Source organism: Telluria sp. GW821-FHT07G12, assembly GCF_059418525.1.
The window spans coordinates 614,960-638,186 of the sequence record NZ_JBWKQA010000001.1; the positions used below are offsets into that span (position 1 = coordinate 614,960).

Genomic DNA, 23,227 nt, shown 5'->3' on the forward strand with positions numbered 1-23,227 from the left:
TCAATCGTGCGGCCGCGCCCGCGGTGTAGCATGCACCGCAGGCGACGAACGAGAAAGGATCCACCGTGAACCAGCGCTATCGACCGATCACGCGCCTGGGCCTGGGCGGTACCGGGCTGGGCGACATGTACCACACCACCCTTGATGCCGCGGCCCATGCGACCGTCGACGCCGCCTGGGAAGCCGGCATCCGCTACTTCGACACCGCGCCGCACTACGGCGCCGGCCTGTCCGAGCACCGCTTCGGCCAGGCCCTGCGCCGCCATCCACGCCACGAGTACACGCTGTCGACCAAGGTCGGGCGCCTGCTGGCGCCTCACCTGCCCGGCGAAATCGAGGCGCCCTTTGTCGGCGCCCTGCCCTTCAAACGCGTGATCGACTACACGGCCGACGGCGTGCGCCGCTCGGTCGAGGACAGCCTGCAGCGCCTGGCGCTCGGCCATATCGACATCGCCTACGTGCACGACCTTTCGCCCGACATGTTCGGCAGCGAATTCGAGCGCCACTACCGGGTCGCGGCCGGCAAGGGCGGCGCCTTCGAGGGCATGGTCAAGCTGCGCGAAGAAGGCATCGTCAAGGCCTGGGGCCTGGGCGTGAACACGGTCGAACCCTGCCTGCGCGCGCTGCGCGATTCCGATCCCGACATCTTCCTGCTGGCCGGCCGCTACACGCTGATGGAAACCACGCCGCTGGCGGAACTGTTCCCGCTGTGCGCCCAACGAGGCGCCCACGTGGTGCTGGGCGGTCCCTTCAATTCCGGCTTCCTGGCCGGCGGCGAGCACTACGACTACCAGCCGGCCAGCCCTGAGCAGCGCCAGCGCCGCGAGCACATGCGCCAGGTCGCGAGCCGCCACCACGTCGACCTGGCCGCGGCGGCGCTGCAGTTCGGCGTCGCGCATCCCGTAGTGGCGGCGACCATCCCCGGCGCCAGCAGTCCGGAGCACCTGCGCCGCAATGCGACCCTGATGCACACCGAGATTCCGGCGGCGTTCTGGGAAGAGCTGCGCGCCGAGGGGCTGGTGCCGCAGGAGGCGCCGCTGCCGCCGCGGAAAGCTGTTGCCTAGGCCGGCTATCTGCTACGCTTTCGGGATCGATATCCTTGAGAGCAAGCATGGCAACCGAACTGAGTTTCGTCGAGTACGTCCTTGAAACCGCGCGTCTCGGCGAACGCCTGACGTACAAAAAGCTGTTCGGCGAATACGCGCTCTACCTCGACGAAAAAGTCGTCGCCTTCGCCTGCGACAACAGCCTCTTCATCAAGCCCTCGAAGGCCGTGGCCAGCCTGGCGCCGGACCTGCCGCAGGGTCCGCCCTACCCCGGCGCCAAGGATTACCCGATCGCCGACGAACTGCTCGACGATCCCGCGCAGCTGCGCCGCCTGATCGAGGAGACTGCCGCGCTGATGCCGCTGCCAAAGCCGAAGAAGAAGGCCGGGAAGGCTGCAGCTTGAGACGACAAGGCGTGCACCGTAGCCGCCTCCGGCAAGCGTGCCGGATTTACGGCATCATTTATCTCCTCGATAGCACACCAACAAGGAGAAATCGATGACCAGCAGCTCGAACCCCTTCTCGACCTATGTCCCGCCGCGCGTCTGGTCGCCCGCCACGCCGTCGGGCGGCGCCTTCGCCAACATCAACCGCCCGATCGCCGGCGCCACCCACGAGCAGGAACTGCCGGTCGGCAAGCATCCGCTGCAGCTGTATTCGCTGGGCACGCCCAACGGGCAGAAGGTCACGATCATGCTCGAGGAGCTGCTGGCCGCCGGCCACAGCGGCGCCGAATACGATGCCTGGCTCATCAAGATCAACGAGGGTGCGCAGTTCGGCAGCGGCTTCGTCGAGATCAACCCGAACTCGAAGATCCCGGCCCTGGTCGACCGCAGCGGCGACAAACCGGTGCGTGTGTTCGAATCCGGCTCCATCCTGGTCTACCTGGCCGAGAAATTCGGCGCCTTCCTGCCGACCGAGCTGCCGGCCAGGACCGAGACCTTCAACTGGCTGATGTGGCAGATGGGCTCGGCGCCCTTCGTGGGCGGCGGCTTCGGCCACTTCTACGCCTATGCGCCGGAAAAGCTGGAGTACCCGATCAACCGCTACGCGATGGAAACCAAGCGCCAGCTCGACGTGCTGGACCGCCTGCTGGCCGAGCGCCGCTTCATCACCGGCGACGAGTACACCATCGCCGACATGGCGATCTGGCCCTGGTACGGCTTGATGGTGATGGGCGAGCTGTACGAGGCCGGCGAATTCCTGTCCGTGCACAAGTACCAGCAGGTGCGGCGCTGGGCCGACGAGGTAGCGCAGCGTCCGGCGGTCGCCCGCGGCCGCAGGGTCAACCGGGTGCGCGGCAAGCCCGAGGAGCAGGTGGCCGAGCGCCACGACGCGTCCGACCTGGACTGATTTTCCGGTCCCGTTTCCGGCTGGGTTCGCGGGCAGTCCTGGGCGGGCCTAGCGGGATCGGCGCGGCATCAGCGCGCCGAGCAGACGGGTGTACAGGGTATGGGCGAACGAACGGGTCGGGATCGCCTGGCCGAGTGGGCCGGCGTAGTTGCAGCGCTGGGTGATGGGCATGTTGATTGTCTCCAATTTCTTATCAGAATAATCACACTGCATGAGGCCTTCTGTGCGCCACCTCGCATAAGGAGATCAACCCGGCACAATTGATCCTCCTCAGATACGCTTAAGTCCTGCCTCTTACCCTGATTGGGTTGTACCGACAACCACACCACCAGGAGAACTGTCATGACCTATTCGGAACGCGACAAATACGGCATGTACAAGGACACCACCGGCCGCGCCGGCCCCGGCCCCTCGCTGATGGGTGCCGACACCCTGCTCGGCGACGGCGTCGTCAATGCCGCCAACGAAGACCTGGGCGACATCAAGGAAATCATGCTCGACATGAACACCGGCCAGGTCGCCTATGCGGTACTGTCCTTCGGCGGCTTCCTCGGCATGGGCGAAAAGCTGTTCGCCGTGCCCTGGCAGGCACTCCACCTGGACACCGTCAACAAACGCTTCGTGCTGGACGTCGAAAAGGAAAGCCTGCAGAACGCGCCCGGCTTCAACAAGGACGCCTGGCCCGACATGGCCGACGAACGGTGGGCCAGCTCGGTCCACAGCTTCTACGGCACCGACCCGACCCGCAGCGGCGCGCCCAGCATGGGCCCTGACGTCGGCATGCGCGGCACGCCGGGCGGCGCCGGCTCGATGTCCGGGACGGGCGCGGGCATGGGCGGCCTGGGCGCCGGCCATGCGGGCGGCACCGGTACCACGGGCGCGGGCCTTGCCTCGGGCGTGGGCGGCGGCGCCGGTGCGGGCGATCTCGGGGCCGGCAGCGCCGGCGGCAGCGGGAGTAGCGCTGGCAGTGGTGCCGGCATCAGCACCGATCCGCGTGCCGGCAACGTGGGCGGCGACAAGGATATAAGCAAGATCCGCGGTAGCAATATCGGCTGACACGCCAACCGCGGCGGCGCCGCGCGGCGGTGATTACCTGGGACGTAATCGCCGCGCGGCGCTTTGCCCGGCACACTGGTCTCCATCGATTCACCACCCACAGGAGACCAGCATGAACCACGCCACCATCATCGCCGACCGCTACCTCGCCGTCTGGAATGAGCGCGACGACATCACCCGGCGCGCCCGCATCGCCCAGCTGTTCGCGGCCGGCGCCACCTACACCGATCCGATGATGCGCGGCAGCGGCATCGAAGGCATCGACAGCATGATCGCCGCCGCCCAGCGGCAATTCCCCGGCCACCGCTTCTGCCTGCACGGCACGCCGGACGGGCACAACGACGTCGTGCGCTTCTCGTGGACGCTGGCCCCGGAAGGTCCCGGCGCGCCGGTCGCGAAGGGCAGCGATGTCGCCTACGTCGACGGTCACGGGCGCCTGGTCAAGGTGACCGGTTTCCTCGACGCTGCCTGAGGGGACGGCCATGAATGCACATGTTGCCACCCCGGATGGCGTCCACCTGTTCTACCGCGACTGGCCCGGCAGCCAGGCGCAGGCCGGCACCGTCCTGTTCGTCGGCGGCTGGTCCATGGCATCGAGCTCCTGGGGCTACCAGATGATGGCCCTGCACCAGCGCGGGCTGCGCTGCATCGCCTTCGACCGCCGCGGCCACGGCCGCTCCAGCGATCCGGGCGGCGGCTACGACTTCGATACCCTGGCCGGCGACATCGCCGCCGTCATCGACGCGCTAAACCTGCGCAAGGTGACGCTGGTCGGCCACTCGATGGGCTGCAACGAGATCGTCCGCTACCTGAGCCGCTTCGGCAGCAGCCGCGTCGAGCGCATCGCCCTGCTCGGGCCGATGACGCCGGGTGTGACGCTGTCGCAGGCCAACCCGGAGGGCGTCGACCCGACCTTGCTGGAGCAGTTCCGCAGCCTGCAGCTGCTGCGCGATTTTCCGCTCTGGATCGAGGAGAACATCGAGCGTTTCGTACCGGGCGCGAACGCCACCACCAGGGCCTGGCTGGCCGCGATGGCCCTCGATACCTCGCTGCAGGCCCTGCACGACTGCCACGCCGCGGTCCAGGGCGCCGACATGGCCGATGAACTACGCTCGATCGACGTGCCGGTGCTGATCGTGGCCGGCGACCGCGACGTCTCGGCCCCGCTCGATCTGACCGCGCGCCGCAGCGCGGCCCTGATCCCGAACGTGCGCCTGCACGTGATCGAAGGCGCGGCGCACGGCATGTTCCTGACCCATGTGGAGCGCGTGAATGCGGATCTGCTTGAGTTCATCAAGGAGCCCGGTTACATTGGGCGCGACTGAACAGGAGCGCACATGGACGACATGGACGGCCGCGCCGGCAGCGGCGCCGGCTATGGGAGTGGTTACTTCAGCGACTTCGCCTCCGCGCTGCGCTATTGGCGCACGCGGCGCGGCGTCAGCCAGCTGCGGCTGTCCGCGGACAGCGGGGTCTCGCAGCGCCACCTGAGCTTCCTGGAGAGCGGCCGTTCGCAGCCCAGCCGCGACCTGATCCTGAAGCTCGGCATTGCGCTCGACGTCCCGCTCCGCCAGCGCAACGCGATGCTGCTGGCGGCCGGCTTCGCGCCCGCCTACCAGGAACGCAGCCTGTCCGACCCCGAGCTGGCCAGCGTGATGCAGGCCCTCGAATTCATGCTGCGCCAGCAGGCGCCCTTCCCCGCGCTGGTGGTCGACCGCCTGTGGAACCTGGTGATGTTCAACGAGCCCGCCGCCGGGATGATGAAGTGGCTGCTCGGGATGCCCGCGGATGCCGCGATCCCGCGCGACGGCTCGATCAACGTGCTGCGCCTGATGCTCAGCCCCGACGGCCTGCGCCCGCGCCTCCTCAACTGGGAAGCCGTGTGCGCCGACAGCCTGCTGTGGATCCAGAGGGAGGCCATGGCCGACGGCCCGGGCAGCGAAGCCACCGCGCTGCTGGCCGAGCTGTCCGGCCTGCCCGGCATGCCTTCCGTCGGCCATGTTCCGAACCTGGAGCGGCGCGCTTTACCCTTCCTGCCGCTGCAGATCGCGCACGAGGGCGTGCGCCTGAACCTGTTCACCACCATCACCACCCTAGGCACGCCGCACGACGTCACGGTGCACGAGCTGCGGCTGGAGTCCTTCTTCCCGGCCGATGCGACGTCCGGCGACTGGTTCCGTGAAAGGTTCGGACGATGAAGACGCCGCTGCGCCTCTGGATCGCCGGCATGGCGGCCACGCTGATCCAGCCGCTGATCTACGCCGCGGCGCATGCCCATTATTTTATGTCGGTCCTGGAAGCGCCGACGGTGGCCCTGGTCCTCGCGATGCACTTCGCCTTTGCCGCCGTCTGCGTGTTCGTCGTCGGCGTGCCGCTCTTCCTGCTACTGCGCCGCACGGGACGCCTCGGCTGGGCCACGGTCGCCATCGGCGGCTTCGTCATCGGGGCGCTGCCGGCGTGGCTGGGCGATGGCGAGGGTGTGCTGCTCGCCGGGCTGAAGGGACTGGCCGGGGCCCTGGTGTTCTACGCGGTCTGGCGCCGGCTCGGCGACGTGCGCCCTGCCTGACACGCAACTCGCGCCGCCGGTGCGCAACTCGCGCCGCCCGGCTGCGCTTCGTCGCATGGCTTCTCACCGCTGCCCCGCGTGGGGCAAAGTGGGCGCACCTCAACGCACACTACGGAGAACGCCATGCTGCAGCAAATCCTGACCCATACCCCCGCCTACGTCTGGATCATCCTCGCCGTTCTGGTCTGGCGCGGCACGGCCGCCCTGCGCGACCGCGAGATGACGGTCCGCAGCCTGTTCATCGTCCCGGCCATCATGCTGGCGCTGTCGCTGCAGGACGTGGTCGCGAAGTTCGGCCCGAACGCCTTGCCGCTGGGAGCATGGGCCGCCGCTGCAGCCGCCACCGCGCTGCTGGTGTGGAAGTTCGGCCGCAGCCGCACCGCGCCTGCCGCCACGCCCGGCAGCGTGATGGTGCGCGGCAGCTGGGTGCCGCTGGCGATGATGATGGCGATCTTCTTCACCAAGTACGCGGCCTCGGTGCTGCTGGCGGTAATGCCGCATGCGCGCCAGGATGCGCTGGTCGCAGCCGCCGTGTGCGCCCTGTTCGGCGTCTTCAGCGGCTGCTTCCTGGGCCGCCTGGCACGCGACGTGGCGGGTTTGCGCGGCATGCCGGTGGCTGCAGGCGCCGCGGCTCAGGCCAGCTGAGCTTCCAGGAACTCCACACACACCCGCAGCTTGGCCGAACCGGCCAAACGCTGCGGATACACGGCGCAGACATTGGCCTCCTGCGTGTACTCGGGCAGCACCGGCAGCAGGCGGCCGGCGTCCAGGTGCGGCTGGACGTCCCACAAGGAACGCAGCACGATGCCCGCGCCTTCGACGGCCCAGCGCAGGGCGATCTCGCCGTGGTTGGTGGACAGCGGCCCCGACACCTTGACCGTCTCCTCGCCATGCCGCCCGTGCAGGCGCCACACGCCGAAGGGATGGTCGCGCTCCTTGATGGCCAGGCACTGGTGGCCCGTGAGCTCCTGCAGGTTCTTCGGCACGCCACGGCGCGCCAGGTAGTCCGGCGCCGCGCACAGGATGCGGTGGTTGTCCATCAGGCGCCGCGCGATCAGCTTGGGCGCGATATCGTCGCCGATCCGCACGTCGAGGTCGAAGCCTTCGGCCACCGGATCGACCAGGCGGTCGAACACCTCGAAGCGGATCTGCAGCGCCGGATAGGCGGCGACCAGCTTCGCGATCGCCGGCGCCACGATATTCCGGCCGAAGCCGAAGCTGCTGCAGATGCGCACGCGCCCGGCCGGCTCGCGGCGGCGCTCCGAGACTTCGTCGACCAGGTCGTCGAGGTTCTCGAGGATGGCCTGGGCGCGCGCGAAGACCCGCTCGCCGTCTTCCGTGATCACGACCCGCCGGGTGGTGCGCTGGAACAGGCGCACGCCCAGCAGCCCCTCCAGCACCCCGATGCGCTTGCTGACATAAGCGGCCGACATGCCGAGTTCGGCCGCCGCGCCGGCGAAGCTTCCCTTGCGCACCACGGTCACGAATACCCTGAGATCTTCGTTTTCGAGCAGATTATTCACGATTCGTGTTTCCTGAAGCTACATTTGGCACGATTATAAACGCAGCGTTTCTGGCTATCCTGAGCATATTCGTTCAATCGCCAGGAAGGAAACAGTATGAAAACGCATAAGATCGCCGTGATCGCCGGGGACGGCATCGGCAAGGAAGTCATGCCCGAAGGCTTGCGCGCGCTGGAAGCCGCGGCACGCCGTTTCGATATCCCGCTCGAACTCACGACCTTCGCCTGGGCCGACTGCGACTACTACGCCAAACATGGCCAGATGATGCCGGACGATTGGAAGCAGCAGCTCGACGGCTTCGAGGCCATTTACTTCGGCGCCGTGGGCTGGCCGGCCACGGTGCCGGACCATGTTTCGCTATGGGGTTCGCTGCTCAAGTTCCGCCGCGAGTTCGACCAGTACGTGAACCTGCGCCCGGTGCGCCTGATGCCGGGCGTGCCCTGCCCGCTCGCCAACAAGCAGCCGGGCGACATCGATTTCTACGTGGTCCGTGAAAACACCGAAGGCGAGTACTCCTCGGTCGGCGGACGCATGTTCGAAGGGACCGAGCGCGAGATCGTGCTGCAGGAAGCCATCTTCAGCCGCCACGGCACCGACCGCATCCTGAAGTACGCCTTCGAGCTCGCGCAAAAGCGTCCGAAGAAGCACCTGACCGCCGCCACCAAGTCGAACGGCATCGCGATCTCGATGCCCTACTGGGACGAGCGCCTGGCCGCGATGGGCGAATCCTATCCGGAGGTCGCCTGGGACAAGTACCACGTCGATATCCTGGCCGCGCGCTTCGTGCTGTCGCCGGAGCGCTTCGACGTGGTGGTCGCGTCGAACCTGTTCGGCGACATCCTGTCCGACCTCGGCCCGGCCTGCACCGGCACGATCGGCATCGCGCCCTCGGCCAACCTCGATCCCGAGCGCCGCTTCCCCTCGCTGTTCGAACCGGTGCACGGCTCCGCGCCCGACATCTACGGCAAGAACATCGCCAACCCGATCGCGATGATCTGGTCCGGCGCGATGATGCTGGACTTCCTCGGCCAGGGCGAGGCCCGCTACACCGCGGCCCACGACGCCATCCTGCGCGCCATCGAGTGGTGTCTGGTCGAGGGGCCGCGCACGCCGGACATGCAAGGTGCGGCCAGCACCACCGAAGTCGGCGAGGCGATCGGCCGCTACCTGCTCAGCGAGGCTTGAGCAGCGCGCGGAAGGCCTTCAATGCGGCCGGATGGTAGATGGTGGCATGGGTCTCGCCCGGCCACGCTTCGTAGCTGAAGTCCAGGCCCGGCGCCTTGCCGAGACTGGACCTCATCGCCGGATCGACGTCCGGCAGACCATCGGCGCTGAACGCGATGTGCAGCGCCTTCCTGCCCGTGATCCTGGGCGCTTGCGCAGTCAGGCGCTTCGCCAGTTGGCGGTCGTTCCACCACAGGCTGGGATCGATGGCGATGTAGGTGTCGAACAGGTCGGGCTCCAGCGCCAGCGTCTCGACCACGAACAGCCCGGCCAGCGATTCGCCGACGATCGCCCGCTCGCCCGTGACGCGGTAGCGCTTTTCCACTTCCGGCATCAGCTCGGTGCGGATGAAGTTGCGGTAGGCCTGCGAGCCGCCGACCACGGGCGCGATCGTGCGGTCCTTCGCGACCTCGGTGGGGCCGGTGAGGTCGCGGCGGCGCTGGGTGTTCTCGATGCCGACCAACAGGAAGGGCCGCATGGTGCCATTGCCGGCGCCGACCTGCAGCAGGCCGGCCACGTGGAGGAAGTCTTCCAGCATGCCGCCGTCCGGCATGTACAGCACCGGCAGCGGCGTGCCTGCCGGGATGCCGGCCGGGACGTAGACGTTGATGCGGCGGATCTCGCCGAGCGCGGTGGAGGCGATGGTCCAGGTGTCGCCGATCGAGAGCGGCACGGCTGCGGATGCCGTTACCGGCGCCGCCGGCGCAGCGGTACTCGCAAAGGCCAGCATCGCGGCCAGCGCCAGGGTATGTAACTTCATCGCAGCATCGACTCCCACACTTTTTGCAAACGTTTGGAAGACACCGGCATCGGCGTCCTCAGCTCCTGCGCGAACAGCGACACGCGCAGCTCTTCCAGCATCCAGCGGAAATCCGTCATGCGCGGATCCAGGTTTTTCAGCGGCTGGTTCTTGATGGTGCGCTGGAACTGGGTCGCTGCCGTCTGCCACTCCGCCATCAGCTGGGCGTCGCGCGCCGTATTCGTGCGCAGCTTCTCGAGACGCACGTTCATCGCCTTCAGGTAGCGCGGGAAGTGGGCCAGCTGGCTGTACTCGGTCTCGGCGATGAAGCGCTTGTGCACCAGCTCCTTCAACTGCGCCTGCATGTCCGCAGCCACCGCCGGCGGCAGGTTCTGCAGGCGCTTGGGCATGCCGTGGAACTCGGCCAGCACCTGCCCCACCAGGCGCGCGATCTCGTTGATCAAGAGGCCGATGCGGCCCTTGCCCTCGTCCTTGCGCTTGTTGAAGGTGGCGGCATCAATCGGCAGCGGGTCCTGCAAACAGGCGATGTCGATGGCCTTGTTGACGATCTGCTCGCGCAAGTCGTCCTGCGAACCGACCGACATGAACTGCATGCCCATCTGCTGCAGGCCGGGGATGTTCTTCTCGGCGAACTTCAACTGGTCCTTGAACTGCAGCGCGAACAGGCGGCGCAGGCCGATGCGGTGGGTGCGCGCGGCCACGTTGGGGTCGTCGAAGACTTCGAGGTCGCAATGGGTAATTTTGTCGACCAGGGCCGGGAAGCCGATCAGGGTCAGCTTGCCCTGATTGATCTCCAGCAGCTCCGGCAGCTCGCCGAAAGTCCAGCTGGTGATATTGGTGTGCTGGCTGACGCCGGTGTTGGCCGGAGCCTGTGGCGCTTCCTTCCCCTTCGCAGCCGGCGCATTCGCAACCGGGGCCGGGGCAGCAGCCGAGCCGGACGCGGCACCGGGCTTGCCAAACGCCGCCTGCGCCCGCGCCTGCCCGCTGGCCACGGCCGCCGGCGTCGATTCCGCCATGCGCTGGAAGCTCTGGCGCGCCTGGCCGCCCAGCTCCGCCTGCAGGGTCGCCAGGTTGCGCCCCATCTCGAGCTGGCGGCCATGCTCGTCGACCACCTTGAAATTCATGGCCAGGTGGGCCGGCAGGGTCTCCAGCTTGAAGTCGGTGGTCAGCACGCGCGCGCTGGTGTGCTGGTGGATGTCCGCGATCAGGGCGTCGATCAGGTCGCCGCGGCCGAAGCGCACCGGGTCCTGGTTGCGCTCGAAGAAGCCGGCCGCGTAGTCCGGCAGCGGCACGCAGTGGCGGCGCAGCTTTTGCGGCAGGGACTTCAGCAGCAGCTGCACTTTTTCCTTCAGCATGCCCGGCACCAGCCAGCCCGGGCGCTCCTGCGGGATCTGGTTCAGCGCGAACAGCGGCACGCTCAAAGTGACGCCGTCGCGCGGGCTGCCCGGCTCGAAGTGATAGCTCAAGGCCATCTCGATGCCGGTCACGTTCATGGTCTTCGGGAACAGCTCGGTGGTGACGCCGGCCGCCTCGTGACGCATCAGCTCCTCCTTGTTCAGGAAGAGCAGCTTGGGGTTGTCGCGCGAGGCGTCCTTGTACCACTTCTCGAAGCCGGCGCCGTTCACGATGTCGCCCGGGATCTCCTTGTCGTAGAAGGCCGCGATCAGCTGGTCGTCGACCAAAACGTCCAGGCGCCGCGACTTGTGCTCGAGGTTCTCGATTTCGCGGATCAGCTTGTGGTTGTGCGCGAAGAAGGGCGCACGGGTTTCGTAATCGCCCGCCACCAGCGCGTCGCGGATCAGGATCTCGCGCGCCTCCTGCGGATTGATGTTGGCGTAGTTGATGCGGCGCTGGCTGTAGACGACGATGCCATACAGGGTCGCGCGCTCGCTCGCCGTCACCTGGGCGCTGCGCTTTTCCCAGCGCGGCTCGCCCCAGGATTTCTTCAGGAGGTGCCCGCCGATCTTCTCGATCCACTCGGGCTGGATCTGCGCCAGCGTGCGCGCATACAGGCGCGTGGTCTCAACCAGCTCCGCCGCCATCACCCACTTGCCCGCCTTCTTGCCCAGATAGGAACCCGGCCAGATGTGGAACTTGATGCCGCGCGCGCCGAGGTAGGCGCCCGAATCGTCTTCCATCTTGTAGCCGATGTTCCCCAGCAGGCCGGTGAGCAGCGCCATGTGCAGCTGCTCGTAGGTAGCCGCGGCGTCGCTCAGGCGCCAGCCTTGCTCCTTGACGATGGTGAGCAGTTGCGAGTGCACGTCGCGCCACTCGCGCAGGCGCAGCTGCGAGAGGAAGTTCTCGCGGCAAGTTTCCATCAGCTGGCGGTTCGACTTCTTGTGCTCGATGGCCTGCTCGAACCAGCGCCAGATCTTGATATAGCTGAGGAACTCGCTCTTCTCGTCGGCGAATTTCTTGTGCTTCTCGTCGGCCTGCTGCTGGTACTCCATCGGCCGGTCGCGCGGGTCCTGCACCGACAGCGCCGAGGCGATGATCAGCATCTCGGTCAGGCAGTTGTTGTCCACGGCGGCCAGGATCATGCGGCCCACGCGCGGGTCGAGCGGCAGCTTGGCCAGCTTGCGGCCCATGGCGGTCAGCTCGTTGGCATCGTCGACCGCGCCCAGTTCCTGCAGCAACTGGTAACCGTCGGCGATCGCGCGGCCCTGCGGCGGTTCGACGAAGGGGAAGGTCTCCACATCCGTCAGGTGCAGGGACTTCATGCGCAGGATGACGGAGGCCAGCGAGGAACGCAGGATCTCCGGGTCCGTGAATTTCGGACGCTGCAGGAAATCGTCTTCCTCGTACAGGCGGATGCAGACGCCGTCGGCCACGCGGCCGCAACGGCCGGCGCGCTGGTTGGCCGCCGACTGCGCGATGCTTTCCACCTGCAGCTGCTCGACCTTGTTGCGGTAGCTGTAGCGTTTTACACGGGCCAGGCCGGAGTCGACCACGTAGCGGATGCCGGGCACGGTCAGCGAAGTCTCGGCTACGTTCGTCGCCAGCACGATGCGGCGCGCGTTGGTGGTCTTGAAGACGCGGTCCTGCTCCTCCACCGACAGGCGGGCGAACAGCGGCAGGATCTCGACGTGCGGCGGATGCTGCTTGCGCAAGGCTTCGGCGCAGTCGCGGATCTCGCGCTCGCCGGGCAGGAAGACCAGCACGTCGCCCTGCCCCAGGCGGCACAGTTCATCCACGCCATCGACCACGGCGTCGATCAGGTCGCGCTTGTCGCGCGCGGCCTGGGCTTTCGAGACCGCCTTGCCGTCGCTGGCAGGAGCGGCGGCCACCGGGTCGCGGTCGACCGGGCGGTAGCGCACCTCGACCTTGTACAGGCGGCCCGAGACTTCGATCACCGGCACCGGCTTCTCGGGCGTGCCGAAGTGGCGCGCGAAGCGGTCGGCGTCGATGGTCGCCGAGGTGATGATGATCTTCAGGTCCGGGCGGCGCGGCAGGATCTCTTTCAGGTAGCCGAGCAGGAAGTCGATGTTCAGGCTGCGTTCGTGGGCCTCGTCGATGATGATCGTGTCGTAGGCTTTCAGCAGCGGGTCGGTCTGGGTCTCGGCCAGCAGGATACCGTCGGTCATCAGCTTGACCCAGGCGCCCGGCTGCAGCGTGTCGTTGAAGCGCACCTTGTAGCCGACGTGCTCGCCCAGCGGCGTGCCCAGTTCGTGGGCGATGCGCTTGGCGGTGCTCGATGCGGCGATACGGCGCGGCTGCGTATGGCCGATCATGCCCTTCTCGCCGCGGCCCAGCTCCAGGCAGATCTTCGGCAGCTGGGTCGTCTTGCCGGAACCGGTTTCGCCGGAGACGATGATGACCTGGTGCTTCGACAAGGCCTCGGCGATCTCCTTGCGGCGGCCGGAGACCGGCAGGTCTTCGGGGAAGGTAATCGTCGGCAGCGGCGTGCGCATCGGCGGCTTGCGTTCGCCGCGCGGCTGCTCCTTGCGCCCTTCTTCACGCGGACGACGCTCACCCTCACCGGCCTTGCGTTGCTGGCCACGTTCACCGCCTTGCGGCGCGGCGGCCGGCGCACGCACCTTCGCCTGCGCGAGCGCGTTCGCCAGCGCACCTTGCGGGCTGCGTCCACCACCCTGGCGACCATCGCCGCCACGGCGCTCGCCCGCCTCGCGGTGCACGCGTTCCGGCTTGGCCTGCAGCTCCGGCGTCTTAGTCAGCGGCGCGCGCATGTCGGCGCCGCCGGCATCCTTGCGTGGCTGGTTCGGATTGCGGTCGGGGGAAGCTGCGCGCGCCGGGCTCGGCGAAGGCTTGTTACTCTGTTCAGACATTGATTTTTACAAGGTATTTGGTGCGCAAGTCGCGCAGCCAATTATAATGCGGCAAATGGAAAACCCTACCCAATTCGTCCAGTGGCTGCGCTCGGTCGCGCCGTATATTCATGCATTCGGCGGCAAGACTTTCGTCGTCGCCTTCCCCGGTGAACTCGTCGCCTCCGGCGCCCTGCCGGTGCTGGCCCAGGACTTGTCCCTGCTGGTCGGCCTCGGCATCCGCGTCGTGCTGGTGCACGGCTCGCGGCCCCAGGTCGCCGAGCAGCTCGGCCTGCGCAACGTCGAGGGACGCTTCCATAACGGCGTGCGCATCACCGACAGCGCGGCGATGGAGTGCGCGAAGGAAGCGGCCGGCGAACTGCGCCTGGATATCGAAGCGGCCTTCAGCCAGGGTTTACCGAATACGCCGATGTCGAATGCGCATATCAGCGTCGTCTCGGGTAACTTCGTGACCGCGCGCCCGCTTGGCGTGATCGACGGCGTCGACTTCGAACTGACCGGCGTCACCCGCAAGATCGCGGCCGAAAAGATCCACCCGATCCTGCAGACCGAAGACAATATCGTGCTGCTGTCGCCGCTGGGTTTCTCGCCGACCGGCGAGGTGTTCAACCTGACCATGGAGGACGTGGCCGCGCAGGCCGCCATCGCCCTGCATGCCGAAAAGCTCATCTTCATTACCGAAACGCCGATGATGAAGGACGCCGCCGGCGCCGAGATCCGCGAACTGTCCTCGCACCAGGCCGAAGCCGTGCTGCAGGCGGGCTTCCTGCCGGCCGACGCCTCGTTCTACCTGCAGCATGCGATCAAGGCCTGCAACAGCGGCGTCGACCGCTCGCACATCGTGCCTTACGAGATGGACGGCTCGGCCCTGCTCGAGCTGTTCACCCACGACGGCGTGGGCACCATGATCAGCCACGAGAACCTGGAAAGCCTGCGACAGGCCACAATTGAGGACGTCGGCGGAATTATCAAGCTCATCGAGCCGCTGGAAGCCGACGGCACCCTGGTCAAGCGCCCGCGCGAGCTGATCGAACGCGAGATCGACCACTTCTCCGTCATCGACCACGATGGCGTGATCTTCGGCTGCGCCGCCCTCTACCCTTTCCCGGGCGAGAAGATGGGCGAGATGGCCTGCCTGACCGTGAGCCCGGACGCCCAGACCCAGGGCGACGGCGAACGCATCCTGAAGAATATCGAGAACCGCGCGCGCGCCGCCGGCCTCACGAAACTCTTCGTGCTGACTACCCGCACCGCGCACTGGTTCAAGAAGCGCGGCTTCGTCCCGGCCACCGTCGACGACCTGCCGAAGGACCGCGCCCACATGTATAACTGGCAGCGCCGGTCGCAGATTTTCATCAAGACCTTATAATCTAGGTTTTCCCGAATCGAACCAGGAGCAAGAACATGGCCCGCACCGTCCACTGCGTCAAACTGAACAAGGAAGCCGAAGGACTGGACTTTCCGCCCTACCCTGGCGAACTGGGCAAGAAGCTGTACGAAAGCGTGTCGAAGGAAGCGTGGCAGGGCTGGCTCAAGCACCAGACCATGCTGATCAACGAAAACCGCCTGAACATGGCCGACGCCCGCGCACGCAAGTATCTGGCAACCCAGATGGAACGCCATTTCTTCGGCGAAGGCGCCGACCAGGCTGCCGGCTACGTGCCGCCGACCGCCTAAGTACCCAGAAGTTCTTCGGGCGGCGTGTCCTGCGTCGCCCAACCCTGCCGCCTTTGCGCCGCCAGCCGGCAAATTTCTTTTCATTCTTTTTTGCTGCCGCGTCTTACTCAATAGATCGGTGAATAGTTTTTCTTCGCAATATTTCAAATAAAACCGGTACTGCTCGCAAGGAATTGGTGCACTGCAGATTACGCAAGTCATCCTTTGCCCGCGATCTAAAGTGCGCCTCGTAAAGCCCGGAACCGAACAGGAGCGCCGAGCGTCTGTCATGCCTGCACTGCACGTTTATCGCGAAAGGCAAACATGACTGATCCATTGCGAAGATTAAAAGATCCCGTAATCAATGAAGACGGGAGCCTGCATGTACGCACGGTTCTGACGCCGACCAGTTTGAAGACACGCGGCCTGGTGTACAAAGGTTCTAACAAAGTTGTTCCGGTCATATTTATTCCGGGAACTATGGGAACTAATCTGCGGGTCAGGCGCGATGTACCCTTGCCAGCAGGCTATCCGCTCAGACCCGGCGAACCGGCATGGCGGCCGCCGAACAGCGATAGTGCCGCCCTGCTTTATGCTACCGATTGGAAAAAGCGAAGCCCGAGAATGCGCCAGCTGATTCTTCATCCGGACTATGTAGAAGTCGACGATAGCGGCGACCTGGATATCGGTTCTTGCTATCTGGAACGCAGCGTCATGCGCGAACGCGGCTGGGGAGAAATCTTCAATGGCTCCTACGGCACCTTGCTGTTCGAACTGCAGAGCCATCTGGAAATGACTTTCCAGTTCGACGCGCTGAATAAACGGCACATCCGTAGCCGCTGGAAAGAAGTCATGCAGGCAATGGAAGGCGATACGCTCAAGCGCTGGGGGGTGCGCTCGGTGGCGCCTTTGACTGAAGCCGAATTGGAAAAATATGCCGAGTACCAATATCCAATCTATGCCTGCGGCTACAACTGGTTACGATCTTGCGGCGAATCGGCAAAGCGCCTGGAAAAGCGTATTCAGGACATCATCGACTGGTGGAACAAGCGCAAACATCAGTGCGAGAAAGTCATTCTTATCACCCATTCGATGGGCGGCTTGGTTGCGCGTGCCTGTGCGAAACGAATTCCCGACAAGATTGCAGGGGTGATCCATGGCGTGATGCCAGCGCTAGGGACGCCTCTGGCCTACCGCCGCCTGGCCTGCGGCACCGAATGCGAAGGTCCGGTCAACGGCAAGGTCGATAACTTCAAGGCAGGCAAGTTTGCCGACATCGCCGGCCGGCGGCCCGAGGATACGACGCCGGTCATGGCGGTGTCGCCTGGTGCGCTCGAACTGCTGCCCAACCAGATGCATCCGCGGCCCTGGCTGCACGCCAGCGTCGTGAACGCGCCTGCTCATGGCGAACGCCGTGACGCATCCAACGACTGCCTGCATTTACCAAGTGAATCTCAGCCGAATCCCTACGATTTATATCGCGATATGAGCTCGTGGTATAGGTTAATCAATCCGGGTTTGGCCGATCCTGCCAAGCTATACAAGAAAGAAGGCGAGGTGGGCAAAAAAATTAACGAGGCCATTTCAATCGCAGAAAAGTTTCACCAATGGCTTTCGGACTATTACCACCCTCTCAGCTTCGCTTACTACGGCGCAGATAAGAATCATCCGAGTTACGGACAGATCCGCTGGGTGGCGCAGGCCTCCAGCGTGTATTCACCAGTGCCAGTTACTGCCGCAAATATTCGAAGCGCAAAATGTCTGGCCCATGGACCCGACGGTAGCCGGACGGTGGAAGTCGAGGGCAAGATGGTTCTTACTTTTTCCATCGAGCAGCAGGAATCGACGGGCGACGATACTGTGTCGGACCAATCCGGCGCGGGCCCGAAAGGCAAGGTCAAGACCTTATTTGCCACGCATGGCTATCGTCATCAGGAAAGCTACAAGCATCACGACAGCATCCTGCTGACCTGCTACTGCATCGTCAAAGTTGTCCAGGAATTCGGCAAGAATGGATAAGCCAAAAAAGAAGGTGCATCCATTTTTCGGTGTCTTGGCGACACTCTATGGGATTTATCTTCTTTACGGCATAGGAAATTCGATGATGGACCGTTATACAGTGGGACAACTCACTGAGCAGATGAAAACAGTTTGTGTTGGCAGGTTCCTTATCGATCTCCCAGCCAAGATGGACTATTCATATAGTCAAGTTTTCGTGGATGGCTTGTGGATTTCAGGGCAGGAGGAAACAAGGGAAACCTTTGACGCACGTGTCTTGACACGACAAACCGAGATCGAGGCTGAACAAAACGAACTTGGCAAGAAAAGCCTGGAAAAGCTCGACCAATATGACAATCACGGGTTTGTCGGAAAAATTTTCATATTCGGCAGGACCATTACAAAAGGACAAGAAAATGGGAAACCGGTGGAATGGATAAACGTGAAGCTGGAAGCCTATGTCCATTCGAATGGGAAAAGTTTTAACTTTAAGGCCGATGGCTATGACGCAGAACGCGTCGGCGACTTGCGCAAGCTGATCGACAAACTGCGGCTCGTCCCGGCGAACGAGATTCCTATGGCCGCGGGCTTCTGCTTTGGTCCCGGCATGTTCGTGGAACCCTTGTCAGCCGACGACACCGAAGGGGTAACGATCTTTGCCGGCTTCCAGGATCATCCCGACCTTGCCCTGGCCCTCACCACACGCGCCGGCACGAAACCCGACAAGGAAGACCGTCTGGCGCGCGATACGGCAGTCGACGCAGAAATGCCGCTGTGGCAAAAGCCATTGATGGACAAGCTCAGAAAAGGCAAGCGCAGCATCGACGGCATCGAAGGCGGCGAAGTGGCGGAGCGGTGGACCGAGCTGAACTTCGTGCACACCTTCGGGTTCAACTGGGAAGTGAACGGCACCGAGGACAATGTCTACGTCCCCTTCATGCACCTGGAAATGTCGACCGGCCATCCCGTGAATGCCGGCGCCCGGCCGGTGACGAGCTTCCTCGGCGAAGACGCCATGCTCCAGCTCTGGGACAAGATCTCGTCCAGCATCCGGGTGCGCCCGACCGGTGCGCCGCCGGCAAAGCGCGACGTGCCGCCAGGGCCAAAGCCGGGCGACACGGCCTCGGCAGGCGACACCTGTCCCGTATCAGGCTGGTGGCAATGCCAGGACGGCGGCAACGGCGCCAGGGTCGCGGGCGGCCAGCGCCAGTTCCTGACCAAGGGCCAGCGCATGCCGCAGGCCCTGCTGTCGCGGCCGCAATCGCTGTGGAACAAGCTGCGCGGCGTCCAGGCCAGCTACCGGCTCGAGCAACCGACCGGCTGGACGCTGGTCGATCGCCGCAGCCGCACACGGCTCCTGCCGGCGGTGCCGCCGGCTGAAGGGGGGCCCGCGGGCGCTGCCTGAACCCTTACAGCCTGCCGAAGGCTGCCAGCACCCGCATCACATCCTGCACGCCGATCTTGTCGACCCAGTCGCCATGTTCCGGCGCCGTGATCACGGTGCTGTTGGCGCGGTCGATGGGCGCCCATTCCGGATTGTTCTGCCGCATCAGTGCGATGACGGGCACGTGCACGGCATTCGCCAGGTGCATCACGGCCGTCTCCACCGAAATGATCAGTTCGCACAGGCTCAGCACGGCCGGCAGCTGGAAGAAATTGTCCTCGGCACTGAACAGGTGGGTCCGCTCCAGGCCCGCGCCGGCAAACAGCTCGCGGGCGCGCGCCAGTTCCTCGGGCACGACGTTGACCACGAAGCCGACGTCGCCCCACTCCGGCCGGCAGCGCATGGTCCGGATCAGCCCGATGACACGCTCGAGCGGCCAGCTGCGTTCCACCGACTTGGAAAACGCGTTGACGAACACGACGCGGGACGGCCTGCCGTCCACGTCCATGAAGCCCCAGTCGGCAAACTGCCGGCGCGCATAGGCGATCCAGCGGTCGGCGATGCGCAGCACCGGGAAGCGCGCCGCGCGCGGGATCTCCATGCCGAACAGCTGGGTGAACCAGCCTGCGTAGATGTCGCTGATGTGCTGGTCCGGATGCGATGCCGGCGTATAGGCCGGAATGAAGGCGTCCAGCTTGCGGTAGATGAGGCGCTTGGGCAGGTCCCAGGGCCGCACGCGCTTCTTCTGCCCGACCACGAAGCCATGCGGGCTGATGCTGCGCGCCAGGCTGGCGTATTTGTGGCGCTCCAGCACGGCCAGCGAGACCACGATCAGATACTCCTCCTGCCGCGCCTGCTCCAGCGATTCGCGATAGACCTGCGGGCTGTACGTTTCGTCATAGACCTTGGCGATGGCCGGGCACTCGGCCAGCCAGTCGTACAGCGCATACTTTTTGAGGTGGGCCCACTCGCTGGAGCGGCTGGTGCGGCGGCGCTCGTCGACCCACAAATGGATCTTCAGGTGCGGATACGCCCGCGCAAAGGCCTGGAAGCAGCCTTGCAGATAAGTGAAGTCGCCGAGGGCAAGGTGGGCGATGAAGAGGATCTTGTCGGCCTGCCGCAGCAGTGCCGGCGCAACCAGCGGGGCCGTTACGGCCGGCGCCTCGAAATGGATCGCATCGAGCCTGAGAGACTGTCCAGCTAAAACTTTCATGTTGTTCCGTTCTACACAGAAGACGATGCGAAAATTCTATGAGCAATTACCAGCAAAAAATGCAAATCAACTGTAAGAGTTCGTAAAGTTATGTCAAGACGATAGGATGCTGCACTGCAAAAATCCGCGGCGCACGCTTGAAATGGGATAGGGAGGAAATCAAGGCTGCTTACATCTGCCGGCACTGGCGCATCTCGCAGCGCGCCATGAACACCTTGCCGTTATCGCACTGCATGCGGTAGACCTCGACCGGCCCCTGTTCGGTGACCAGGCCGGCCCCCTGCCCGCCCATGCAGGCCTGCTGCTTCGCCATCTTCTCGACGGTGCTCGAGGAGACGCCGAGGCGGAACGGCAGCTTCTGGATGGGCGTGCCGTCCGCGTCCACCGGTCCGGCGGGCTTGGACGCCAGCGGCGCCGCGGCGGGCGCCGGCGGCAGCGGCTGGTGGAACATCGCACAGCCGCCGAGAAGTGCGGCAAGGAACATCGTGACTGGCAGACGCTGCATGCCGCTCTCCGGATCAGAAAGTCAGGGTCTTGACGCCTTCCGCCATGCCCAGCAGGCAGACGTTGGCGCCGCGCTGGGCGAACAGGCCGACGGCGATCACGCCGACGATCTGGTTGATCTCGCTTTCCAGGGCCACCGGGTCGGTAATCGACAGGCCGGCGACGTCGATGATGTGGCCGCCGTTATCCGTCACGAAGGCCTCGTCGCTGCCCGGCTTGGTGCGCAGGCGCGGCTGTCCACCCAGGGCGGCCAGCTTGCGCATCACGGCCGCGCGCGCCATCGGCACGACTTCGACCGGCAGCGGGAACTTGCCCATGGTTTGCACCAGCTTGGAACCGTCGGCGATGCAGACGAAGCTCCTGGACACCGAAGCGACGATCTTCTCGCGGGTGAGCGCTGCGCCGCCGCCCTTGATCATGGCGCCGGAAGCGTCGATCTCGTCGGCGCCGTCGACGTAGACGGAAATCGACTCGACGTCGTTCAGGTCACGCACCTCGATGCCGTGGCTGCGCAGGCGCGCCGCGGTGGCTTCGGAAGACGCGACGGCGCCCTTGATGCGGTCCTTGATCTTGCCGAGTTCGTCGATGAAGAAGTTGGCGGTCGAGCCGGTGCCGACGCCGATGATTTCGCCGTCGACCACGTAATCGATAGCGGCGCGGGCCACGGCCTGCTTGAGTTCGTCCTGGGTCATGATGATGTTGGAAGGTGAAAAATGCCGCCATTTTAACGGATGCGCGTGGGCGGTCCGCGAATTCCTACCTCAGATTAAGCGCAGCATCGCCGCCTTGAGTACGCCTGCCGTCTTGTTGGCCGCGCCCAGCTTGCGCAACGCGTTATCGATGTGGAAGATCACCGTGCGCTCGGAAATCGACAGGATCTCGGCCGTATCCGAGGCCGTCTTGCCGTCCGCGGCCCAGCGCAGCACCTCGATTTCGCGCTCGGTCAGCTTGATCGAGGCCACGCCATCCGGCTTTGCGGCCAGGATGTTGGACAGCGCCGCATGCGCCGCCTGGGCCAGCCACTGCATCTTCTGAGAATTGGCCTGGAATTCGCTGCGGCCGATGGATTCGCCGGAACGCGCGAAGGTCAGCAGGCTGGCGACGCCTTTCAGGTCGTGCGTCGGCTGGGCCCAGCCGATCTGCAGGCCGTGGGCGCGCGCATCTTCCCACAGCGGACGGCTGGACGCGAACAGGGCTTCCGACCACAGCATGGGCCGGGTCGAGGTCATGCCATGGGCGACGGTGGGATCGATCCGCAGATACTGCTCGGACTGGTAGCGCTGCTGCCAGGCCTGCGGGTAATTGTTGAACATGACGGTGCGCGGATTCGAGAACGGCAGCGGCAAGCGCATCCCGAGCGCGCAGTAGTCGAAGCCGAGTTCGTTGGCGGCCTTCGCCAGAAGTTCCAGCAAGGCTGCCTCGGTCTTCGCTTGCGCAAAGCCATGCAGCCACTCTTGATGTCCTTCCACCTCAAACTGCTGCAAGGGACTACCCTCCACGAACCTGCAAGAACTTACAGTGCCTTGCGGGGCGCAAGGCTGCTAGACTGACGTGCCGTTAATTGTTCAACAATCATACACCCTGAGGAGACGATGATGGCCAACAAAAACACGATTTGCCTGTGGTTCAACGGCGATGCACTGGATGCGGCGAATTTCTACGCCAAGACTTTCCCGGACAGCGAGGTCAAGGCCGTGCACCGCGCGCCGGGCGACTATCCCGCCGGTAAGGAAGGCGATGTGCTGACGGTCGAGTTCACGGTGGCCGGCATTCCCTGTCTCGGCCTGAACGGCGGCCCCGGCCCGAGCCACAGCGTGGCTTTCTCTTTCCAGATCGCGACCGAGGACCAGGAAGAAACCGACCGCCTGTGGAATGCCATCGTCGGCAACGGCGGCCAGGAAAATGCCTGCGGCTGGTGCCAGGACAAATGGGGCTTGTCGTGGCAGATCACGCCGCGCGTGCTGTCCGACGCGGTGGCCGGTGACGATCCGGTCGCGGCCAAGCGCGCCTTCACGGCGATGATGGACATGCGCAAGATCGACGTCGCGAAGATCGAAGCCGCGGTGCGGGGTTAACCGGGAAACCGAAGCGAGCACGGGATGTTAGCGAAAATAGCTATTGCACTCCTTATTGGCGCCTCCAGCATCGGCGTGGCGGCCCGGGACGACGTCCCGATGCAGCCGCGCGCCAGCTACGAGGACGCCTTCCGCGTGATGTCGACCTCGCCCTCCTATGTGCTGATCACCGTCGTCGATGCACGGACGGGACGGGCTCGCCAGGTCTGCACCACGGCGAATTTCCTGCTGGGCGCGATACACCACGAACTCCAGCTGGGATATGACGCCGCCGATTCCGCCAGGGCGGTCAAGTTTGCCCTGCAGGCCGAGGACCACGTTTTCCGCTTTCAGCAGCAAGCGGCGCTGGACAATATCCCGTCGAGGTATTCCGAGGCCGAGCTTCAGGCGGCGCGCGATTTTCTTGCGCCGCTGTCGCTCGAGGAGCTGAAGGACAAATTCTCCTCGCTGTATGCGAACCGGCGCCTGGACACCACGGGCTACGCGCGGGATGCCATCGCTTGCGTGCTCATCGAACACGGCCTGTCGCCGAAAAAGGCCGACATCTCCGGCCAGGTGTACATCGAACGATAAGGAGACCAGC

At 65.0% G+C, this 23,227-nt stretch carries 24 protein-coding genes; 16 read left to right on the plus strand and 8 right to left on the minus strand.

All coding sequences use genetic code 11. From position 1 onward, the window contains the following. The first annotated feature begins 65 nt into the window (after window positions 1–65). From AC07PE_RS02925 to yghU, 3 genes are all read left to right on the plus strand, one after another. Complete coding sequence (locus AC07PE_RS02925) at window positions 66–1,064, plus strand: aldo/keto reductase (RefSeq protein ID WP_498761412.1); 999 nt, start codon at window positions 66–68, stop codon at window positions 1,062–1,064. A 47-nt stretch (window positions 1,065–1,111) separates the two neighbouring features. Further along, entirely contained in the window at window positions 1,112–1,450 is a 339-nt protein-coding gene (locus tag AC07PE_RS02930) for a TfoX/Sxy family protein (protein WP_498761414.1), read from the plus strand. Between the two features lie 94 nt (window positions 1,451–1,544). Beyond that, on the plus strand, window positions 1,545–2,399 hold the full coding sequence (yghU, locus tag AC07PE_RS02935) for a glutathione-dependent disulfide-bond oxidoreductase (protein ID WP_498761416.1): 855 nt from the start codon (window positions 1,545–1,547) through the stop codon (window positions 2,397–2,399). A 48-nt stretch (window positions 2,400–2,447) separates the two neighbouring features. Here yghU and AC07PE_RS02940 read toward each other — a convergent pair whose 3' ends face one another. Next, window positions 2,448–2,570 (minus strand): hypothetical protein, encoded by a 123-nt coding sequence (locus AC07PE_RS02940; protein WP_498761417.1) that lies wholly within the window; start codon window positions 2,568–2,570, stop codon window positions 2,448–2,450. 171 nt (window positions 2,571–2,741) lie between these two features. Here AC07PE_RS02940 and AC07PE_RS02945 point away from each other — a divergent pair, with 171 nt between their 5' ends. From AC07PE_RS02945 to AC07PE_RS02970, 6 genes are all read left to right on the plus strand, one after another. After that, on the plus strand, window positions 2,742–3,455 hold the full coding sequence (locus tag AC07PE_RS02945; protein WP_498761419.1) for a PRC-barrel domain-containing protein: 714 nt from the start codon (window positions 2,742–2,744) through the stop codon (window positions 3,453–3,455). A gap of 112 nt (window positions 3,456–3,567) precedes the next feature. Further along, the gene (locus AC07PE_RS02950; protein WP_498761421.1) at window positions 3,568–3,927 is read left to right on the plus strand and encodes a nuclear transport factor 2 family protein; all 360 of its coding nucleotides are present in this window, start codon (window positions 3,568–3,570) and stop codon (window positions 3,925–3,927) included. Window positions 3,928–3,937: 10 nt separating this feature from the next. Further along, complete coding sequence (locus AC07PE_RS02955; RefSeq protein ID WP_498761423.1) at window positions 3,938–4,780, plus strand: alpha/beta fold hydrolase; 843 nt, start codon at window positions 3,938–3,940, stop codon at window positions 4,778–4,780. A 12-nt stretch (window positions 4,781–4,792) separates the two neighbouring features. Further along, window positions 4,793–5,653 carry a helix-turn-helix domain-containing protein gene (locus AC07PE_RS02960; protein ID WP_498761425.1) on the plus strand — a complete coding sequence of 287 codons (861 nt, stop codon included), beginning with the start codon at window positions 4,793–4,795 and terminating at the stop codon, window positions 5,651–5,653. Next, window positions 5,650–6,021, plus strand: coding sequence for a hypothetical protein (locus AC07PE_RS02965; RefSeq protein WP_498761427.1), 372 nt, complete (start codon window positions 5,650–5,652; stop codon window positions 6,019–6,021). The genes AC07PE_RS02960 and AC07PE_RS02965 overlap by 4 nt, the downstream gene beginning before the upstream one ends. Window positions 6,022–6,099: 78 nt before the next feature. Then, complete coding sequence (locus AC07PE_RS02970) at window positions 6,100–6,666, plus strand: DUF6622 family protein (protein WP_498761429.1); 567 nt, start codon at window positions 6,100–6,102, stop codon at window positions 6,664–6,666. Here AC07PE_RS02970 and AC07PE_RS02975 read toward each other — a convergent pair. Continuing rightward, window positions 6,654–7,544 carry a LysR substrate-binding domain-containing protein gene (locus AC07PE_RS02975; protein ID WP_498761431.1) on the minus strand — a complete coding sequence of 297 codons (891 nt, stop codon included), beginning with the start codon at window positions 7,542–7,544 and terminating at the stop codon, window positions 6,654–6,656. The two genes, AC07PE_RS02970 and AC07PE_RS02975, sit on opposite strands and share 13 nt — an antisense overlap. Window positions 7,545–7,640: 96 nt before the next feature. On the opposite strand from AC07PE_RS02975, the gene AC07PE_RS02980 reads away from it, so the two are divergent. Then, window positions 7,641–8,729 (plus strand): tartrate dehydrogenase, encoded by a 1,089-nt coding sequence (locus AC07PE_RS02980; protein ID WP_498761432.1) that lies wholly within the window; start codon window positions 7,641–7,643, stop codon window positions 8,727–8,729. On the opposite strand, the gene AC07PE_RS02985 is transcribed toward AC07PE_RS02980, so the two are convergent. Together AC07PE_RS02985 and hrpA are read right to left on the minus strand one after the other, a co-directional pair. Further along, on the minus strand, window positions 8,716–9,528 hold the full coding sequence (locus AC07PE_RS02985; protein ID WP_498761434.1) for an alpha/beta hydrolase: 813 nt from the start codon (window positions 9,526–9,528) through the stop codon (window positions 8,716–8,718). The two genes, AC07PE_RS02980 and AC07PE_RS02985, sit on opposite strands and share 14 nt — an antisense overlap. Next, a complete protein-coding gene (hrpA, locus tag AC07PE_RS02990) occupies window positions 9,525–13,814 on the minus strand; it encodes an ATP-dependent RNA helicase HrpA (protein ID WP_498761436.1) in 4,290 nt (1,429 codons plus the stop codon). Before hrpA ends, AC07PE_RS02985 begins: the two co-directional genes overlap by 4 nt. A gap of 46 nt (window positions 13,815–13,860) precedes the next feature. Here hrpA and argA point away from each other — a divergent pair, with 46 nt between their 5' ends. The 4 genes from argA (at window position 13,861) to AC07PE_RS03010 (ending at window position 18,873) form a co-directional block, all read left to right on the plus strand. After that, window positions 13,861–15,183, plus strand: a complete 1,323-nt coding sequence (gene argA, locus AC07PE_RS02995) for an amino-acid N-acetyltransferase (RefSeq protein WP_498761438.1) — start codon at window positions 13,861–13,863, stop codon at window positions 15,181–15,183. A gap of 35 nt (window positions 15,184–15,218) precedes the next feature. Then, complete coding sequence (locus AC07PE_RS03000) at window positions 15,219–15,491, plus strand: oxidative damage protection protein (RefSeq protein WP_498761440.1); 273 nt, start codon at window positions 15,219–15,221, stop codon at window positions 15,489–15,491. 303 nt (window positions 15,492–15,794) lie between these two features. Beyond that, a complete protein-coding gene (locus AC07PE_RS03005; RefSeq protein ID WP_498761442.1) occupies window positions 15,795–17,489 on the plus strand; it encodes an esterase/lipase family protein in 1,695 nt (564 codons plus the stop codon). Next, window positions 17,482–18,873, plus strand: coding sequence for a T6SS immunity protein Tli4 family protein (locus AC07PE_RS03010; RefSeq protein WP_498761444.1), 1,392 nt, complete (start codon window positions 17,482–17,484; stop codon window positions 18,871–18,873). The genes AC07PE_RS03005 and AC07PE_RS03010 overlap by 8 nt, the downstream gene beginning before the upstream one ends. A gap of 4 nt (window positions 18,874–18,877) precedes the next feature. On the opposite strand, the gene AC07PE_RS03015 is transcribed toward AC07PE_RS03010, so the two are convergent. The 4 genes from AC07PE_RS03015 to AC07PE_RS03030 all read right to left on the minus strand — a co-directional run bounded on the left by AC07PE_RS03015 (window position 18,878) and on the right by AC07PE_RS03030 (window position 22,038). Next, window positions 18,878–20,065 carry a glycosyltransferase family 9 protein gene (locus tag AC07PE_RS03015; RefSeq protein WP_498761446.1) on the minus strand — a complete coding sequence of 396 codons (1,188 nt, stop codon included), beginning with the start codon at window positions 20,063–20,065 and terminating at the stop codon, window positions 18,878–18,880. Between the two features lie 169 nt (window positions 20,066–20,234). Then, entirely contained in the window at window positions 20,235–20,570 is a 336-nt protein-coding gene (locus AC07PE_RS03020) for a hypothetical protein (RefSeq protein ID WP_498761448.1), read from the minus strand. 13 nt (window positions 20,571–20,583) lie between these two features. Continuing rightward, window positions 20,584–21,261, minus strand: a complete 678-nt coding sequence (rpiA, locus tag AC07PE_RS03025) for a ribose-5-phosphate isomerase RpiA (protein WP_498761450.1) — start codon at window positions 21,259–21,261, stop codon at window positions 20,584–20,586. Window positions 21,262–21,330: 69 nt separating this feature from the next. Beyond that, a complete protein-coding gene (locus AC07PE_RS03030) occupies window positions 21,331–22,038 on the minus strand; it encodes an autoinducer binding domain-containing protein (protein WP_498761451.1) in 708 nt (235 codons plus the stop codon). Window positions 22,039–22,164: 126 nt separating this feature from the next. Here AC07PE_RS03030 and AC07PE_RS03035 point away from each other — a divergent pair, with 126 nt between their 5' ends. After that, the gene (locus AC07PE_RS03035) at window positions 22,165–22,644 is read left to right on the plus strand and encodes a VOC family protein (RefSeq protein ID WP_498761452.1); all 480 of its coding nucleotides are present in this window, start codon (window positions 22,165–22,167) and stop codon (window positions 22,642–22,644) included. A gap of 24 nt (window positions 22,645–22,668) precedes the next feature. Beyond that, window positions 22,669–23,217, plus strand: a complete 549-nt coding sequence (locus tag AC07PE_RS03040; RefSeq protein WP_498761453.1) for a hypothetical protein — start codon at window positions 22,669–22,671, stop codon at window positions 23,215–23,217. The last annotated feature ends 10 nt before the right edge of the window (window positions 23,218–23,227 follow it).

Coding starts and splice junctions, on each gene's coding strand:
- AC07PE_RS02930 (WP_498761414.1), top strand. CDS start 1,112: ATGGCAACCGAACTGAGTTTCGTCGAGTACGTCCTTGAAACCGCGCGT.
- yghU (WP_498761416.1), top strand. CDS start 1,545: ATGACCAGCAGCTCGAACCCCTTCTCGACCTATGTCCCGCCGCGCGTC.
- AC07PE_RS02940 (WP_498761417.1), bottom strand. CDS start 2,570: ATGCCCATCACCCAGCGCTGCAACTACGCCGGCCCACTCGGCCAGGCG.
- AC07PE_RS02945 (WP_498761419.1), top strand. CDS start 2,742: ATGACCTATTCGGAACGCGACAAATACGGCATGTACAAGGACACCACC.
- AC07PE_RS02950 (WP_498761421.1), top strand. CDS start 3,568: ATGAACCACGCCACCATCATCGCCGACCGCTACCTCGCCGTCTGGAAT.
- AC07PE_RS02955 (WP_498761423.1), top strand. CDS start 3,938: ATGAATGCACATGTTGCCACCCCGGATGGCGTCCACCTGTTCTACCGC.
- AC07PE_RS02960 (WP_498761425.1), top strand. CDS start 4,793: ATGGACGACATGGACGGCCGCGCCGGCAGCGGCGCCGGCTATGGGAGT.
- AC07PE_RS02965 (WP_498761427.1), top strand. CDS start 5,650: ATGAAGACGCCGCTGCGCCTCTGGATCGCCGGCATGGCGGCCACGCTG.
- AC07PE_RS02980 (WP_498761432.1), top strand. CDS start 7,641: ATGAAAACGCATAAGATCGCCGTGATCGCCGGGGACGGCATCGGCAAG.
- AC07PE_RS02985 (WP_498761434.1), bottom strand. CDS start 9,528: ATGAAGTTACATACCCTGGCGCTGGCCGCGATGCTGGCCTTTGCGAGT.
- hrpA (WP_498761436.1), bottom strand. CDS start 13,814: ATGTCTGAACAGAGTAACAAGCCTTCGCCGAGCCCGGCGCGCGCAGCT.
- argA (WP_498761438.1), top strand. CDS start 13,861: ATGCGGCAAATGGAAAACCCTACCCAATTCGTCCAGTGGCTGCGCTCG.
- AC07PE_RS03000 (WP_498761440.1), top strand. CDS start 15,219: ATGGCCCGCACCGTCCACTGCGTCAAACTGAACAAGGAAGCCGAAGGA.
- AC07PE_RS03005 (WP_498761442.1), top strand. CDS start 15,795: ATGACTGATCCATTGCGAAGATTAAAAGATCCCGTAATCAATGAAGAC.
- AC07PE_RS03010 (WP_498761444.1), top strand. CDS start 17,482: ATGGATAAGCCAAAAAAGAAGGTGCATCCATTTTTCGGTGTCTTGGCG.
- AC07PE_RS03015 (WP_498761446.1), bottom strand. CDS start 20,065: ATGAAAGTTTTAGCTGGACAGTCTCTCAGGCTCGATGCGATCCATTTC.
- AC07PE_RS03020 (WP_498761448.1), bottom strand. CDS start 20,570: ATGCAGCGTCTGCCAGTCACGATGTTCCTTGCCGCACTTCTCGGCGGC.
- rpiA (WP_498761450.1), bottom strand. CDS start 21,261: ATGACCCAGGACGAACTCAAGCAGGCCGTGGCCCGCGCCGCTATCGAT.
- AC07PE_RS03035 (WP_498761452.1), top strand. CDS start 22,165: ATGGCCAACAAAAACACGATTTGCCTGTGGTTCAACGGCGATGCACTG.
- AC07PE_RS03040 (WP_498761453.1), top strand. CDS start 22,669: ATGTTAGCGAAAATAGCTATTGCACTCCTTATTGGCGCCTCCAGCATC.